The sequence below is a fragment of the Pseudomonas salmasensis genome (assembly GCF_014268375.2).
Classification (GTDB): Bacteria; Pseudomonadota; Gammaproteobacteria; order Pseudomonadales; family Pseudomonadaceae; genus Aquipseudomonas; species Aquipseudomonas salmasensis.
In genome coordinates, this window is sequence record NZ_CP077083.1 from 5720661 (window position 1) to 5736187 (window position 15527).

Annotated in this window: 15 protein-coding genes; 8 read left to right on the plus strand and 7 right to left on the minus strand. The window is 60.2% G+C overall.

Annotated elements, in window-relative coordinates; translation table 11 throughout:
- Positions 1-3: 3 nt before the first annotated feature.
- A complete protein-coding gene (locus tag HU731_RS25785; protein WP_186608762.1) occupies positions 4-1155 on the minus strand; it encodes an MFS transporter in 1152 nt (383 codons plus the stop codon).
- A gap of 798 nt (positions 1156-1953) precedes the next feature.
- Here HU731_RS25785 and tssI point away from each other — a divergent pair.
- From tssI to HU731_RS25805, 4 genes are read left to right on the plus strand one after another with little or no spacing between them, the layout of a single operon-like run.
- Positions 1954-3849, plus strand: coding sequence for a type VI secretion system tip protein TssI/VgrG (tssI, locus tag HU731_RS25790; RefSeq protein ID WP_186608761.1), 1896 nt, complete (start codon positions 1954-1956; stop codon positions 3847-3849).
- Positions 3849-4685 carry a DUF4123 domain-containing protein gene (locus HU731_RS25795; protein WP_186608760.1) on the plus strand — a complete coding sequence of 279 codons (837 nt, stop codon included), beginning with the start codon at positions 3849-3851 and terminating at the stop codon, positions 4683-4685. Before tssI ends, HU731_RS25795 begins: the two co-directional genes overlap by 1 nt.
- A gap of 4 nt (positions 4686-4689) precedes the next feature.
- Positions 4690-5451 (plus strand): hypothetical protein, encoded by a 762-nt coding sequence (locus HU731_RS25800; RefSeq protein ID WP_186608759.1) that lies wholly within the window; start codon positions 4690-4692, stop codon positions 5449-5451.
- A gap of 13 nt (positions 5452-5464) precedes the next feature.
- Complete coding sequence (locus HU731_RS25805) at positions 5465-7615, plus strand: lipase family protein (RefSeq protein WP_186608758.1); 2151 nt, start codon at positions 5465-5467, stop codon at positions 7613-7615.
- Between the two features lie 9 nt (positions 7616-7624).
- Here HU731_RS25805 and codA read toward each other — a convergent pair whose 3' ends face one another.
- The 6 genes from codA to HU731_RS25835 form a co-directional block, all read right to left on the minus strand.
- Entirely contained in the window at positions 7625-8860 is a 1236-nt protein-coding gene (codA, locus tag HU731_RS25810) for a cytosine deaminase (protein ID WP_186608757.1), read from the minus strand.
- Between the two features lie 50 nt (positions 8861-8910).
- Positions 8911-10179, minus strand: coding sequence for a cytosine permease (gene codB, locus HU731_RS25815; RefSeq protein ID WP_186608756.1), 1269 nt, complete (start codon positions 10177-10179; stop codon positions 8911-8913).
- A 217-nt stretch (positions 10180-10396) separates the two neighbouring features.
- Complete coding sequence (locus tag HU731_RS25820; protein WP_186608755.1) at positions 10397-10594, minus strand: type II toxin-antitoxin system RelB family anti-toxin; 198 nt, start codon at positions 10592-10594, stop codon at positions 10397-10399.
- Positions 10591-10965, minus strand: a complete 375-nt coding sequence (locus HU731_RS25825; protein ID WP_186608754.1) for a hypothetical protein — start codon at positions 10963-10965, stop codon at positions 10591-10593. The genes HU731_RS25820 and HU731_RS25825 overlap by 4 nt, the downstream gene beginning before the upstream one ends.
- Before the next feature lie 130 nt (positions 10966-11095).
- Complete coding sequence (gene queD / locus HU731_RS25830; RefSeq protein ID WP_003237990.1) at positions 11096-11452, minus strand: 6-carboxytetrahydropterin synthase QueD; 357 nt, start codon at positions 11450-11452, stop codon at positions 11096-11098.
- 182 nt (positions 11453-11634) lie between these two features.
- Entirely contained in the window at positions 11635-12714 is a 1080-nt protein-coding gene (locus HU731_RS25835; protein WP_186608753.1) for a patatin-like phospholipase domain-containing protein, read from the minus strand.
- Between the two features lie 158 nt (positions 12715-12872).
- Between HU731_RS25835 and HU731_RS25840 the strand changes: the two genes are divergently transcribed.
- The 4 genes from HU731_RS25840 to HU731_RS25855 are packed head-to-tail and all read left to right on the plus strand — an operon-like array spanning position 12873 to position 15464.
- Positions 12873-13175, plus strand: coding sequence for a PepSY domain-containing protein (locus tag HU731_RS25840; RefSeq protein ID WP_054898803.1), 303 nt, complete (start codon positions 12873-12875; stop codon positions 13173-13175).
- Complete coding sequence (locus HU731_RS25845) at positions 13175-13486, plus strand: PepSY domain-containing protein (RefSeq protein WP_003190266.1); 312 nt, start codon at positions 13175-13177, stop codon at positions 13484-13486. The genes HU731_RS25840 and HU731_RS25845 overlap by 1 nt, the downstream gene beginning before the upstream one ends.
- A complete protein-coding gene (locus HU731_RS25850; RefSeq protein ID WP_003190268.1) occupies positions 13486-14154 on the plus strand; it encodes a response regulator transcription factor in 669 nt (222 codons plus the stop codon). The genes HU731_RS25845 and HU731_RS25850 overlap by 1 nt, the downstream gene beginning before the upstream one ends.
- Positions 14151-15464, plus strand: coding sequence for an ATP-binding protein (locus HU731_RS25855; RefSeq protein WP_186608752.1), 1314 nt, complete (start codon positions 14151-14153; stop codon positions 15462-15464). Before HU731_RS25850 ends, HU731_RS25855 begins: the two co-directional genes overlap by 4 nt.
- The last annotated feature ends 63 nt before the right edge of the window (positions 15465-15527 follow it).

Below are 15527 nucleotides of genomic sequence, written 5' to 3' on the forward strand. Positions count from 1 at the left end.
AAGCTACACCTTGAGGACCTTGCCACTGATGGCTACCGCCGCAAGCAATAGCGCGATCAGGATGAAGGCAGTACTCAAGCTGCTGCCGTGGGCGATAAAGCCAATCATGGCGGGGCCGGCGAGAATCCCTGCGTAGCCCAATGTGGTGATGGCAGGCACTGCAATATGTTCCGGCATCACCGTTTGCTTACCCACGGCGGTGTACAGCACCGGCACGATATTCGAACACCCGGCCCCCACAAGCGCATACCCCAGCAGCGCGGTTTCCCACGCAGGCAATAGCGTGGCGAGGAGCAAGCCGGCACAGGCCAGCGCGCCACCGATCACGATTACCCGCGTGGCCCCCAGGCGGCGAACAATGGCATCGCCGGTCAGGCGTCCAGCGGTCATGGTCAAGGCAAATGCCGCATAGCCCAGGCCCGCGTAAGCCTCATCCAGGCCGCGTTCGGCACTCAGAAACACAGCACTCCAATCCAGCACAGCGCCTTCAGCCAAAAAGACGACGAAACACAGGCAACCGATAAACAACACCACGCCATGGGGCACCGCAAATGCCGGCCCCGAGCTTTCACTGCCATAAGGCAACAAGTGCGGTGCTGCCTTGCACAGCGCCGCCAGCGTGATAACCACCACCACCAGGGTCGCCTGCAACGGCGACAGCCCCAGGCCCAGTAACCCCGCAACCCCCGCTGCGCCGACAATGCCCCCCAGGCTGAACAAGCCATGGAAGCCCGACATCATGGTTTTGCCACTGGCGCGCTCAACGATCACCGCTTGCAGGTTGACGGTAGAGTCCACAGTGCCCAAGCCCGCGCCAAACAGGAATAACCCGGCAATCAACAACGGGATCGAACTGACGGTGGCCAGCATCGGCAGGGCCAGGCAGATCATCAGCGTCCCTGCGGTCAGCACCCGTCGGCAACCGTAACGCGAGGCCAGCGCGCCCGCCGCCGGCATTGCGATGATCGACCCCACCCCCAGGCACAACAACAGCAGGCCAAGGGTGCCTTCATTCAGGTCCGCACGCGCCTTGGCGTACGGCACCAACGGCGCCCAGGCGGCGATACCAAAACCTGCGATAAAAAAAGCGATGCGGGTCGACATCTGTTCCAGTCGCCCAGGTACCACGGGGGCGGGGGTGGAAATGGCAGTCATGAGAAAATCCTTGGCTTGGCGTTCAACGAACGATGTCTGGCGCGACATCCTTGCACATCAGGCCGTCTCGAGCGAGCCGGGTTCCCTTGGTGTTCAGGATGAAAGGTACGGGGTACGAGCCTTATTTTTTTACAAACATGGAACGCTTTGGCAACCGATCACCACGTAGAAATGATCGAGCCTGTAGGAGGTGGGCTGGAAGGTGTGTAATCCCTGCGGGAGTGGCTGAACCCCAGGTTTCTTGCGGCGGATTACCACCTTCCAGCTCACTTCCCACCTACAGAGCGTTATGTAATACGCTGCTTTTTCGTCAGGCAGAGGCGCGCGGCAATATCGGCGGGGCGGGGGGGAGTTGCCACGTCTGCGCGGTGAGAGGGGGCATTGCTGTGAGGGAGGCCTGACGCCCCGCGATCAAACTGTGGGAGCGCGAAGGCGGCCTGACAGTCAACACAGTCGGACCGTGTACATCTCCATTCCTGGGACAGTGCGACTAAAAAGCTGAACTGCGAACGACTGTCGTATTGAATAAGTGTCAGCTGTTTCCTTAAAACATAGTTATACAGAGGCAAGCTGTAGTCAGAATTTTCTTCATGTCTTTAGATGATTTTTTGGCTGTACCTATATTTTGTAAAAGACACTTCCATCTTCGTTGTACGAAACTTCTGTTTTATTCAAAAATGACCGAAAAGCGCCTGAGCTCGCTAAGCTTGAACGTGTTCAGGTGCTTTTTTTCGCAATCAGAATAGGTGTTGGCGAGGAAGAGTCGTTCAGGAGAAAGTTGATGGCGGGTAACAAAGGATGGTTAACGGGTTTGTTTCGTCACGTTTCAAGTTAGTCCTTGCAGGCATAAATACAGAACTTCACGTAGTAGCGTTCAACGGCAGTGAAGCCCTTGACCAGCCCTACTTTATACAGGTGCAGTTAGTCAGCGAAGACCCGTCCCTGGACCTGGAGGCGTTGCTTCATCAGCCCGCCTATCTGGACTTCGGCGAAACAGGCCAAGGCTTGCATGGGCAAGTCTACGCCATCGGTCGGGATGATCCCGGTACGCGGCTCACCCTTTATCACCTGACGCTCGCTCCACGCCTGGCATCCCTTGCCCATCGTTGCGATCAGCGGGTTTTCCAGCAGCGCAGCGTGCCGCAGATCATTGCGGCGGTCCTCCAACAGCACGGCATCTTCGCTGACGCCTATGCCTTTGAGCTGGGGCCTGTGGTGTATCCACCACGCGCATTTTGCGTGCAGTACAGGGAGTCCGACCTGCATTTTATCCAACGGCTGTGTGAGGAGGAGGGCATTCACTACCACTTTCGTCACAGCGCGGAGAATCATCTGCTGGTGTTTGGCGATGATCAGACGGTATTTCGCCGGTTACCGGTGCAGCGTTATTGTTCCTCGGCTGATCCATCGCTTGGGGCCCCGGTTGTCCAGCGTTTCGATCGGCGCCTGGTAACGCGCAGCCGGCGCACCGTACGTCGTGACTATGACTTTGAGCACCCTTCGTTTCGCCTGCATGACCAGGCCGGTGCCGGGCCGGCGGATCCTTTGGAAGACTATGCCTATCCTGCCGGCTTTAACGGCCATGCACGCGGGGCACAACTGGCGCGACGCGGCCTTGAGCGTCACCAACGTGATCGCCAACGAGTGCTGGGCAAGAGCGATCAACCGGCGTTGTGCAGCGGTCACTTTCTTGAGCTGTGTGATCACCCGGACCCCGCCTGCAACGACTTATGGCTGCTGACTTCGGTACGTCATGAGGGATACCAGCCGCAGGTGTTGGAGGCGTCGATCGTTGATGCCAATGGGTTCCAAGGCTATCGCAACCGGTTCACTGCAACCCCATGGCGCGCAGTGCATCGACCTGCCCTCAAGCATCCCAAGCCAACGATCAGTGGCAGCCAGACCGCGACGGTAACCGGGCCTGCCGGCGAGGACGTGCACTGCGATGCCTATGGCCGTGTGAAGGTGCGCTTTCACTGGGATCGCGCGGAAAAGGGCGACGAGACCAGCAGTTGTTGGCTGCGCGTGGCGTCCGGTTGGGCAGGCGACGGGTTTGGTGCCATGGTTATTCCACGGGTCGGCATGGAAGTGCTGGTGAGCTTTTTGGAGGGCGACCCGGACCAACCCCTTGTCACCGGTTGCCTGCCCAATGCATCGCACTTGCCGACGTACCCTTTGCCGCAACACAAGACACGCAGTGTACTGCGTAGCCGCAGCTCGCCGGCCGGCGGGGGCGCCAATGAGTTGCACCTCGAAGACCGATGCGGCGAAGAGCTCATCTACCTGCGCGCCCAACGTGACCTGGAGCAGCGGGTGGGGCATGACAGTCGCCTGGAGGTAGCAGGTGATAGCTTGACTCGCGTTGGCCAAAGCCTGGTGATCGAAGCCGGGCAGCAGGTTCATCTCAAGGCCGGTGGCAGCCTGGTGATAGAGGCTGGTGCACAATTGAGCTTGAAGGCGGGCGGTGAACACCTGGTGATGCAAGCCGGCAGTATTTCCAGCAGCCGGCCCATCACCCTGGGTTGTTCGCCGTCTGCAAGCCGTTCGGTGAGCCCGTCATGGGTTGCCGGTGCGCAAATCTCTGCAGCGCAAGGCGTCATCATGGATTTGGCCAAGCAACTGGGCGCGGACTTTTGCCCCCTGTGTGAAGGCTGCCGTGAAGGCCCGTGCGATATCGCGGGGAGGGCGGCCTGATGGACAGCTTGCCCCATCGCTGGATGGCCCAACAACAGCAGAGTGGACGCCAACTGTGCCTGATGCTGGAGGGTAACCATGAGGCTCGCCAGCCCCTGCTGGCAGATCGCGCCCCGTCGCACTATTGCAACCTCTACAGCGAAACCCCTGCGGCAGAGTTGGCGAATTCAGGCCCGCTCATACTGTTACTGGAGCAACTGAATGAGCCTGCATTGGCCGACTTGCTGCTACACCCCGAGTCGAACTGGGGGTGGCTCGCCAGCCTGGCTGCTAGCGACCTGGCGGGTATGGCGCGTCATTGGCGTGAGCGATTACTCCTGGGGCCAGAAGGCCAGCAGGCGCTTTATCGCTTTCACGACAACCGCACCCTGGCCCGTGCCTTGGCCCATCTGGCCGAGGAACATTGGCCGGTCTACCTTGGGCCGCTGATCAGCGTGTGCTATTGGCATGAAGGCCGTTGGTGCCACCACGAAAACCCTGCACCGGGTGACTACCCTGCGCCTGAGCAACCGCCGTGGCTCAACACACCCAACCCCCAGGCCGAAGCCATCCTGCACGCCAATATCCTGCGCTACCTGCTGGCTGAGCACAGTGAAGACCTGGTGGCATTGGTCGAATTCCAAGACCCCAGGATTTGGCTGGCCCAGGTACTGGAACAGGCGCGCATCTGGCAATGGCGGGAGCCGGAGCAGCTCGAATTTCTGGTGGTGCGCCGGTTGGCAGAGGCGACCGGCAGCAGTGTTGTTCATTGGCAGCCAAGGGCAGGCGAGGCGCCAGGAGAGCATTTTGAGCGAGTGGCGGCACAGTGGCGCAGGGAGGTGGGGAGTGGTGAATAGACGGATGGGATTGGTGCTACTGGTGGTTGCGGGGCTTTCGGGATGTACGGGGCGGGCGGTGGAGCGTTTTACGTTGGAGGTGGATTTGCCGGCGCAGTTTGAACTTAAAACGGCTGCCAACTACCGGCCCGCGACGGGTGAGACGTGCACCTTGCCTCGGCGGCGGGGCAAAAGGCCTGAGCGCAAAGTTTTTTTTACAGACTACAAACCTGTGGCGAGCAGCGCGAGCTATGAGCTACCACTGACTGAAACGGTAGAAGGTTGCCCGTTGGTCCTGCGCAGTGTGGAGTTTGACTTCTATGCGAAGTGGGGGACGCGGAGTATGGATGTGGGCGGAAATTTTGGGAGTATTTCCATTCGAGACCGTTTGGAGGCCGACCTACCGGGGATGCCCGAGTCGGGTGTGCAGGAAATACTTGGGCAATGTAAATGGCATTTTCGGACGGTGGGGCCTTTGCATGCGATTAGAAAACTGCTGATCTGCAATTCATTGGATTCGATGGGCAAGTTGCGAGCGTCGCGGGTAGGGGGCGTGGCGCAACGGTCGCACTTACCGGGGAAAAAGCTGAGGCTGTTGCTATCTGTCAGCGAGGATGAATTACCTGCTTTTGACGATAGATGGGTAGCTGTGCCGGGTGGATGGCGGCGATGCAGAGGCAAGAGTTTCGAAGACCTTTTTGCATATTGCGCAGGTAACACCACAGACTTTAAACCCATAAAAATGCCGGACGGTCGCGTATGCGACGTCTATCCAACATGCAAATAACAAGGACGAACTCATGAAGATGGGTGCATGGAAGCAAGCTTTTTTCAATGAACGAATGCCTGCTTGTGCATTGAAAGGGCACTGGGTAAGTTTTCGTTTGGTCGATGTGACGGGCAATGGGAAAGCCTTTGGCGGACTACCATTTTCGGTCCATGACAGTTCAGGGAGACACTACGTCGGTAAACTGAATGATGAGGGTTTTGCCAGTCTGCAGGATTTCTACTGCGGCCCTGTTGTTCTCATGTTGGATGATTTATATAGCGGGACTGAGGAGCCGTACTACCAGCTAAGAACGCGTCGAACGTACAAACTGCCTATCACCGAACTTCAAATGCGCGCGGAGAGAATTTTTTTTGCTAGTGCTGACGACAGACGCGTTGAGGAGAGTTCCGCCTACCAAGAAGCGGATCGGTTTTATCAAGTGGAAGTAAGCGATTTGGTACGCCATAGCGCTCATCTGCCCCTACCTGCTTCGTCAGTTTTGCGTCCCAAGCGTCATGCACTGAAAATGATGGCCGACCTAGGGTTCGGTCCACCCGAGCCAACGTTGTCGGGTATCGTACTGTTCCCCAACAAGCACACCGTTCTGCAAGTACGACCCCTACGGGCCTTGCGCCCAATGTTATCCACCGAAGACAGCTTCTGTGCCCTGAACCTCTACCAACTGGCATTGTTTGCTGCGTTGAGTTACTGCGATTTTGGGCAGGTCCCCGCAGAAAGCCCATCAGACGAAGTGCGGTTTCCGTTAGATCCGAGCGTTGGAAATTTATTCGCTGAACAGCTTTCGGTGTATCACGAAGCCTGGCGAATTGATCCGAACCAATTACACCGTTTCTACCCCATCTACGAAGATGTTCCTTACTCCCAGCGCTTCGAAATCCTGCCTTTCGATCCTGAGTTGTACCCACAAAATCGCCCGGAACTAAAGGAAGAGCAGGGGCATCCCGCACGCTTGCACTTTTTCGATGATGAAAAATTCGGCACTGATACCCAGGCTTTCATCACCCATCACGATGAGATCATCCTGATTTCTGTGCGAGGAACGGTCAGTCGTGCCGACGTATTGCGTGACGCCGATGCCCATCAGGTGTCTTTCGAAGACGGTGTTGGAAAAGCGCACGATGGTTTTTACCAGGCCTACCGGGCTATGCGTGATTTCGTACTGCAATACCTTGATCAGTTTCACCTTGGCCAGCGCATCGTAATTTGCGGCCACAGCCTCGGCGGCGCCATTGCCTTGCTGTTGGCCGAAGGACTGCGCCGAGCCCCGGACGCCCACTACAATATCCTGCTATACACCTACGGCGCCCCCCGCGCCGCCGACGCCGAATTCACCGCCGGCGCCTCATCCCTGGTCCACCATCGCATCGTCAACCACAACGACCCCGTCCCCAGTGTCCCGGCGCCCTGGATGAACACCACCGCCAAACTCTGGATTCCCGGGGCCATCACGCTATTCAGCAACCCCGCACCCGGTGGCCTGCTGTTCGCCGCAGGGCTGGTGCGCGTGGGCGGCAACCCCTATCGGCATCACGGTGAGCAATATCACTTCATGCCGATCACGCTCCCGGATGGCAGCCACTCCTCGGTGTTATGGAAGCCTGGCTGCGAATCGCTCCAAGAGGCGGGTTGCAACCGCGCATTGCAACTGCAGGGCGATATGCCCGACCGCGATAATCTGCTGAGGCAGCTGTTCCAAGCCGACCAGCACTTCATGACCACCAGCTACATCCCCGCCGCCTGGGCGACATTGCGCCGCTGGCAACAAACCCTGGAAAGTGAGGGCCCGCTGGTGACCCAGCGGGAGTTCGAGCTGCTCGACCGGGCCTTCGAAGACATGCGCGAGCAACTGCGGGCCAAGCGGCGTGAACTGGCTCAGCGGCGCCCGGCCAATGATCGTAGCCATGAACCTGGCGATGCCTTGAACGCAGAGATCGACCGTTTGCACACCAGCCGCGAGCGCTTGGCAAGCCTGCGCTGGCGTCGCCTGCAAGCCCGTGATGTCTACGGCAGCCACGCCCCTTCTACCCATCTGCAATCGAGCCTCAAGCGTTGGTTCAGCCACCGCGAGAATCGTGAGTCGGCCCAATTCGCCAGCATCCCACCGCCTGCCCACGATGAGCAGGCCCGGGTGCAAACGCTGGACATCGACTCAGTCGTCTAACGCACGCGGTTACATAAACTCTACCTGCGCCGGTTGCCGTTTCATCAATACCTTGCCGTTGCGAATCGAGTACAACGGCAGGCCCTGGCTACGTATGACTTCGTAGTCGCTGTCGGCCGACAGGATCAGCAGGTTGGCCGGGCGGCCTGCTTGCAATCCGTATCGGTCGCCCAGGGCCATGGCCTTGGCACTATTGTCGGTGACCAGGTCCAGGGCGTTTTGCAAATTGCGGTAACCGAGCATATGGCAGATGTGCAGGCCAGCCTCCAGCACTCGCAGAATGTTGCCGTTACCCAGCGGGTACCAGGGATCGACGATGGAGTCCTGCCCGAAACACACGTTCATGCCGGCCTCCAGCAGTTCGTTGACGCGGGTGACGCCGCGGCGTTTTGGGAAGTTGTCGAAGCGGCCTTGCAGGTGGATGCTTTCGGTGGGGCACGAGACAAAACTGATACCGGAATGCCCCAGCAGGCGAAACAGCTTGGCGCAGTAAGCATTGTCGTAGGAACCCATGGCGGTCGTATGGCTGGCGGTCACGCGGGCACCCATGTCGCGGCTGCGGGCTTCTTCGGCGAGCACTTCGAGAAAGCGCGAGTGGGGGTCGTCGGTTTCGTCACAGTGCACGTCCACCAGGCAGCCGGTGCGTTCGGCCAGGTCCATGAGGAACTTCACCGAACTCACGCCTTGGTCGCGGGTGTATTCGAAGTGGGGGATGCCGCCGATCACGTCGGCACCCAGGCGAATGGCTTCTTCCATCAGTTCGCGGCCATTGCGGAATGACTCGATGCCCTCCTGGGGGAAGGCGACGATTTGCAGGTCGATCAGGTGGGTGCTCTCTTCACGTACCTCCAATAGGGCCTTGAGTGCGGTGAGGTCCGGGTCGGTGACGTCGACATGGGTGCGCACATGCTGGATGCCATGGGCGGCGAGGGCCTGAATGGTTTTTTTGGCCCGGGCCTTGGTGTCTTCCTGGGTAATGGTGGCCTTGCGTTCGCCCCAGCATTCGATGCCTTCAAACAGCGTACCGCTCATGTTCCAACGCGGTTCGCCGGCGGTGAGGGTGGCGTCAAGGTGGATGTGGGGTTCGACGAAGGGCGGTATTACCAGGTTGCCGGCAGCGTCCAAGTCGCCGGCCATCAGCGCCGGCACCCCGGTTTGCGCAGTGATGCTGGCGATCCGGCCGTGTTCCAGGTGCAGATCATGCAGGCCTTCACGGTTGCGCAGGCGGGCATTGATGATGTGCATGGTCAAGTTCCTCTTGGCTAAAAACAATCAGGCAGACAGCCGCCAGATCCTCAGGGCGATACCGATGTCCAGGCGGTCATGGCGCGTAGTATGGCCGTGAGCAGCACATAGGTCAGCGACGCGGCAACAATTCCCACCAACGGCGCGACCCACGGCGAGTTGAACGCCAGCACGGTGCCCACCCCGTACGCGATCAGGCCGGGCCAATTGAACGCCGGCAGGCGAGCCTGCGCCAAGCGTGGGTATTGGCCGCGATAGCGATAGAAGAAGTCCGCCATGATCACGCCCCCAATCGGCGGGATGACCGTGCCCAGCAGGATCAGGTATGGCACCAGCAGGTCGTACATGCCGAACAAGGCGAGCAGGGTGCCGATCACCGCGCCGGCCAGGGTCACGCTCTTGCGCCGTTGGGTGCGCAGCAGGTTACAACCGGCGACGGCGAAGTTGTAGATGGTGTTGTCCTGGGTGCTCCAGATATTGAGCAGCAGCATGGCCATCGCCGCCGTGGCGAAACCTTGCAGTAGCAAGACCTCCACCACATCCGGTTGCTGATAGACGATGGCGCCATATGCCCCGATCAACACCATCAAGCCGTTGCCGACAAAAAAGCCGATCAGGCTGGCCAGCACCGCAACCTTGGCCGAGCGCGAAAACCGTGTCCAGTTGGTGGCCTGGGTTGCCCCGCTGACGAAGGTCCCGAACACCAGGGTGATGGCGGTGGACAAGTCCAGCTCAGCGCTGGGCACCACTGCCAGCAGCCCCTCCAACCCGCCGACCTTCACGGTGGCGACCCACATCGACAGCAGCAACAGGATGCCCATGGCCGGCACCGCGATGTAGGACAGGATTTCCAAGCCGCGATACCCCACGTAGGCGGTGGCGCAGAACAGTAAACCGAATACCACCATCAACCCCAGCACACTGCCTGGGTTCAACTGGAAATACTTGCCCAATACCACGGCCGCCGTGGCCGTGCCCCAGGCATACCAGCCGATCTGGGTAAAACCTAGGATCACGTCACTGAGCTTGCTGCCCACTTCGCCAAAGCAGAAACGCCCCATCAACACCGAGTTCAAGCCGCTCTTGAACGCGATGTAACCCAAGCCTGCGGCATAGATACCCAGCAACAGGTTACCCAGGGCCACGACGCCGAGCATGTCGATGAAGCTGAACGCCACCCCCAGCTTGCCGCCGGCAAACATGGTCGCGGTAAAAAAGGTGAACCCCAGCAACACCATGGCCGTAGAGGCCAGACCCTTGCGCGCATGCAAGGGGACTTCGCTGAGAGGGTAGTCGTTGCCGGGTTCTTGCTGCGTCATGGGGGCTGCTCCCTGAGTGGTGACCCAGGTCGCGTGCATCCTGCGTGCCAACGCAGGTGCGGGCAGGTATGCGCTGACGGGAGCAAGCCCTTTATAAGGCCGCCCCCTCCCAATCAGCGCAAAAGCAGTGCAGCGGTGAGCCAAACTGGCTCAGTCGAACAGCGTTGGCATGAAGCGCATAGTGGGTCTCAATACCCCTTGCAGTCACGCGTCCCCATCAGTCCATCGGTGCTTCAAAGATGGACTCGATGGGCTGCTCGAACACCTTGGCGATCTTGAACGCCAAGGGCAAGCTCGGGTCGTAGCGGCCGGTCTCGATGGCGTTGACGGTCTGGCGCGACACACCCAGTCGCTCTGCAAGGTCAGCCTGGGACCAGCCCAGTTCGGAGCGCAGATGACGCAGTTGATTGTTCACTGATAGCGCCTTGAGCCGATGATCGTCGCCACACACCAGACGCCGCCCATGATCGGCCAGACCATGAAGGCCGACATCCGCGGGAAGCCAGCCGTTTCCAGAAAACCGTAGCTGAAGGTGGTCAGCGCCGTGCAGACAAACGCCACCGCAAGCGCTTCGAGCTGGATCTTGCGGCCCATTTCATCCATGGCGTTCAGCCGCCGGATGATCGACACCGCCATCGCGATCATCGGGATGACGGGCAGCAGCGCCAGGGCGATTTTGGCGACGCCGTCGGGTATCGACGACATGTAGACGCTGGAAACCACCACGCACAGTACGTACACCAACAAAATGACGGCGAACTCCATCGGGAAGCGGTTGGGTGACATGATCATCTCCATAAGTAAAGGGTGCTTTACATTAGGTGGCGGTCAATTCAGTGTCAAGCTCGCTTTACATCGTGGCAGGCAGGCATTAAAAAACTACCCGCACAGGTGGTTTTTTTTAACACTCGATCACTTACTCGCCGCGATAAATGCAGCCACTGGTGCACGTCTCGTGGATACGGATCGCACTGAGTTCCGGCAGCAGAGGTTTCAACTCCGTCCAGATCCACTTGGCCAGCACTTCGCTGGTGGGGTTTTCCAGGCCGGGAATGTCATTGAGGTAGTTGTGGTCGAGGCGTTCATACAGCGGCTTGAAAATCGCCTTGATCTCCGAGAAGTCGCGAATCCAGCCGGTATGGGGATCCAGGTCGCCGCTCAGGTGGATGGCCACTTTGAACGAATGCCCATGCAGGCGCCCGCATTTGTGGCCTTCCGGTACGTGGGGCAGGCGGTGGGCGGATTCGAATGTAAATTCCTTGAAGATTTCCACAGTGTTTTCAGCTCGGTCAGGTGTCTGGCAGGCGGCGAGTTTAACAGCTTGACCAGCCCCTGCGCATACCGCCCCTCATGTTGTAGGAGCGAGCTTGCTCGCGAAAACCCCAAGGGCGCCGCGTTAACCCAGGCACGCTGCGTTATCGTTGACGACCTTCGCGAGCAAGCTCGCTCCTACAGCTAAAGGGTTAGCAAACGGTCGCCGAGCTTGCCGTTATCCGCCAATGCCAAAAACTCATCCCCCAGCCGTTGGCTCTCGCTCATCGCTGTTTGCCAATATCTGTTGCGGCCAGGATCATCGCCCATAAAGCGCTTGAAGTCGCTGCGGTCTGGCAGCTTGCCGTGGGGCAGGCGGGCCAGGTAGTCCCTGGATGGCGCCAGCAGTAACACATCCTGCAAGCCTTGCTGGTTGCTGCGTCGCCATGGCAGGCCCTTGTCGAACCAGCCGGGGATGACCCGGTCGGTAAAGTGCGGGTACAGCACGATGTCATCGCCGTGGTAAGGCAGGTCGAGGTGGTAATCCAGCAGGCCGCCGTCGCGGTAGGTGCCGGCTCCGGCCCCGGGTAGGTCGCGCACGCCTTGCATCACCATGGGGATCGAGCCGGACGCGAGCAACGCCTGGCGCAGGTTACCCACGTCCAGGGTTAGGAAGCGTGAGGGGAAATCCTTCAGAGGGTGTACCGGGGGCGCCTGGCGCGGGTCGTGGATGATCAGCCGCTCAAAATGCCGCGACAGCCGTGCGCGGCCCCGCAGGTTATCGGCAATCACCGACGACAGGCCCAGCCCCAGCCGCCCACGGTGGTCATCGGCGAGCAGGCCGTGGCTCTTGACCACCATGATGTTCAACCGGTAGTCGGGGTTGTCCAGCACCCGCGCATCCCGCCCGGCCAGGAGGTCGTCGAGCATGCGCTGGCAGCTCTGGCTGACTTGGGCCATGGTCACGCCTTTGGCAAAGCGCTGCTCGTTGTACAGGCGGCCCAGGTCGAGCAAGCCTTGCACCGGGTCGGGCAGGCAGGCGCTGGCGAACCGCCAGGAGCCGATGGACGCGCCGATCAGCGCACGCTCGCGCGGGGCACGGCGTAACCAGTCACCGAACAGCGCCAGGTCGAGCCCTTGGATACCCAGGGCCTTGGGGCCGCCCGCCGCACCGGGGAGGATGCCGACGTCGGCAGGCGCAAGGCCCTGCTCGCGGATGCGGGTGAAGGCGCGTTTGCCGGCCTTGAGGGTCAAGGCCGGGAACTTGATATGGATGGCGGTCATACCGGTCTCTGTTGAGGCGAGCGGGGCAGTATAGGAAATCTCGCAGGCAGTGGGAAAAATGGCTTAACTGGAATTGCCATGGTGGCAATTCAGTTTCAGTTAAGTTGCAGCGCGTACCGTGGCCGACGTAGGAAAACATCATGTAACGGAGACTTATCATGAAGCGCCTCACTGCCCTGGGCGCCGCCGCTATCATCCTCGTTACGGCGACCCCGGCCGCCGCCGTGGACCCAGACAAGCCACTGATCGTGCCGGCCACTGTTACAATTGTCGCTTTCGATCAATTGGAAGCCACGGCCCTGGCCCTTCACCCTGGTTCGACGCTGCTGGACACCGATCTGGATGAGGAATACGGCAAGTACGTCTATGAAGTCGAGCTACGAGATACCGACGGCATTGAATGGGATGTTGAATTGAACGCGCTCACCGGGCAGGTTCTCAAGAATCATCAGGATACGTAATGAAGGTAAATTTACGCGTCGGCAGTCGCGTGGCGCTGGTGCTCATGGTGTTTTGTTCCAGCCTCGCGGCCCGCGACCTCAATCAGGATGAAGCTCTGGCCCTGCGCCAGCAGGGCGTGATCCTGCCATTGGAACAGCTGTTGCAGCAGGCCATGGCGCGATACCCCGGCTCGCGGCTGCTGGAAGCCGAACTGGAAAAGAAACACGGGCAATATGCCTATGAAGTGGAACTGGTGACCACCGAGGGCGTGGTGCGCGAGATCAAGCTGGACGCCACCAACGGTGACCTGATCAAAGATGAGGAAGACTGATGCGCCTGCTCCTGGTGGAAGACAACGTACCCCTGGCTGACGAGCTGATGGCCGGCCTGCAGCGCCAGGGCTATGCGGTCGACTGGCTGGCCGATGGCCGCGACGCCGTGTATCAAGGGCGCAGCGAACCCTATGACCTGATCATCCTCGACCTTGGCCTGCCAGGGTTGCCCGGGCTTGACGTGCTTGCGCAATGGCGCGCCGCCGCGTTGGCCATCCCGGTGCTGATCCTCACGGCCCGCGATTCCTGGGCCGAGCGTATCGAAGGGCTCAAGGCCGGCGCCGATGATTACCTGAGCAAACCCTTTCACCCTGAAGAGCTGTACCTGCGCATCCAGTCGCTGCTGCGCCGCTCCCACGGCCAGACGAACCAGCCCACCCTGCAAGCCGCCGGCCTGCATTTGGATGAAGGGCGCCAGTGCGTGCTACGCGACGGCGCCGAGATCCAATTGACGGCTGCCGAGTTTCGCTTGTTGCGCTATTTCATGCTGCATCCCGAACAGATCCTGTCCAAAAGCCACCTGGCCGAACACTTGTATGACGGTGAGACCGAGCGCGACTCCAATGTACTTGAGGTGCACGTCAACCACCTGCGACGCAAATTGGGCCGCAGTGTGATCGAGACCCGGCGCGGCCAGGGCTACCGATTCGGCGCTACCCCGGCATGAGGTCAATCCAGCGGCGCCTGAGCCTGGGGTTGATCAGCGTGATGGTGATTGTCGGCGTGGTGCTGGCGCAAACCAGCCTGTGGTTGTTCGAGGCGGGTTTGCAGCGCTACCTTGAAGCGGGCTTGCGCAACGACAGCGAAAACCTGTTGGTGGCGCTGGTGCGTGGGCCCAATGGCGTGCAGTTGGATGAGCAACGCCTGTCGCCGGCGTACCAACGGCCATTTTCCGGGCATTACTTTCGTATCGACTTTGCCGATGTGCATTGGCGCTCTCGTTCACTGTGGGACCAGGAATTGCCCCGGCTCCCCACGGCGGGGCTCAAGGGCAACCTGCAACTGGGCCCCGAAGGCCAGCAACTGTTGGTGCTGCGCTCGGACTACAAGCGCTTTGGCCAGTCGATTTCCATCAGCGTGGCCCAGGACTACACGCCCGTGCGCGAGAGCTTTCGCCTGATGCGCCAGGTCGGCCTGGTGATGGGGCTGGCGGCGCTGATGCTGGTGCTGATCCTGCAACGGGTCACCGTGCGCCGTGCCTTGCGCCCGCTGGAGACCGCACGTAACCAGATCGCCCAACTGCAACAAGGCCAGCGCTCGCAACTCGACACCCAGGTGCCGCTTGAACTGGAGCCCCTGGTGGCGCAGATCAACCACCTGCTGGCGCACACCGAAGACAGCCTCAAGCGCTCCCGCAACGCCCTCGGCAACCTGGGCCATGCGCTGAAAACCCCGCTGGCGGTATTGTTGAGCGCCGCTTCCAGTGAAGCCCTCAAGGATCATCCGCAGTTGAGCCAGTTACTGCGCGAGCAATTGGAGCAGGTGCAGCAGCGCCTTAACCGTGAACTCAACCGTGCGCGCCTGGCCGGCGATGCCTTGCCGGGCGCGTTGTTTGACTGTGAACAAGAACTGCCCGGTTTACTGGCCACCCTGCGCATGATCCACGGCGAACACCTGGACCTCAGCTACCAGGTGGCGCCGGGCCTGCAACTGCCTTGGGACCGTGAAGACCTGTTGGAACTGCTGGGCAACCTGTTGGACAACGCCTGTAAATGGGCGGACGCCGAGGTACGCCTGAGCGTCAGCGAGACGCCCCATGGTTACCAACTGGCGGTGGAAGACGACGGCCCCGGCATACCCGAGGCCCAGCGCGACCAGGTGTTCAGCCGTGGCGCACGCCTGGATGAACAGAGGGTCGGCCATGGCCTGGGTTTGGGGATCGTGCGCGACATCGTTGAGGTGTGGGGTGGGGTGTTGCAGTTGCAGGAGAGTGAGCTGGGTGGGCTCAAGGTACTGATCGAACTACCTCGGCGCTGACACACCACCGCTCAAAATGTGGGAGCTGGCTTGCCTGCGATAGCATCGACTCGGTTTACCTGG

Coding starts and splice junctions, on each gene's coding strand:
- HU731_RS25785 (WP_186608762.1), bottom strand. CDS start 1,155: ATGACTGCCATTTCCACCCCCGCCCCCGTGGTACCTGGGCGACTGGAA.
- tssI (WP_186608761.1), top strand. CDS start 1,954: ATGGTTAACGGGTTTGTTTCGTCACGTTTCAAGTTAGTCCTTGCAGGC.
- HU731_RS25795 (WP_186608760.1), top strand. CDS start 3,849: ATGGACAGCTTGCCCCATCGCTGGATGGCCCAACAACAGCAGAGTGGA.
- HU731_RS25800 (WP_186608759.1), top strand. CDS start 4,690: ATGGGATTGGTGCTACTGGTGGTTGCGGGGCTTTCGGGATGTACGGGG.
- HU731_RS25805 (WP_186608758.1), top strand. CDS start 5,465: ATGAAGATGGGTGCATGGAAGCAAGCTTTTTTCAATGAACGAATGCCT.
- codA (WP_186608757.1), bottom strand. CDS start 8,860: ATGCACATCATCAATGCCCGCCTGCGCAACCGTGAAGGCCTGCATGAT.
- codB (WP_186608756.1), bottom strand. CDS start 10,179: ATGACGCAGCAAGAACCCGGCAACGACTACCCTCTCAGCGAAGTCCCC.
- HU731_RS25825 (WP_186608754.1), bottom strand. CDS start 10,965: ATGTCACCCAACCGCTTCCCGATGGAGTTCGCCGTCATTTTGTTGGTG.
- HU731_RS25835 (WP_186608753.1), bottom strand. CDS start 12,714: ATGACCGCCATCCATATCAAGTTCCCGGCCTTGACCCTCAAGGCCGGC.
- HU731_RS25840 (WP_054898803.1), top strand. CDS start 12,873: ATGAAGCGCCTCACTGCCCTGGGCGCCGCCGCTATCATCCTCGTTACG.
- HU731_RS25845 (WP_003190266.1), top strand. CDS start 13,175: ATGAAGGTAAATTTACGCGTCGGCAGTCGCGTGGCGCTGGTGCTCATG.
- HU731_RS25850 (WP_003190268.1), top strand. CDS start 13,486: ATGCGCCTGCTCCTGGTGGAAGACAACGTACCCCTGGCTGACGAGCTG.
- HU731_RS25855 (WP_186608752.1), top strand. CDS start 14,151: ATGAGGTCAATCCAGCGGCGCCTGAGCCTGGGGTTGATCAGCGTGATG.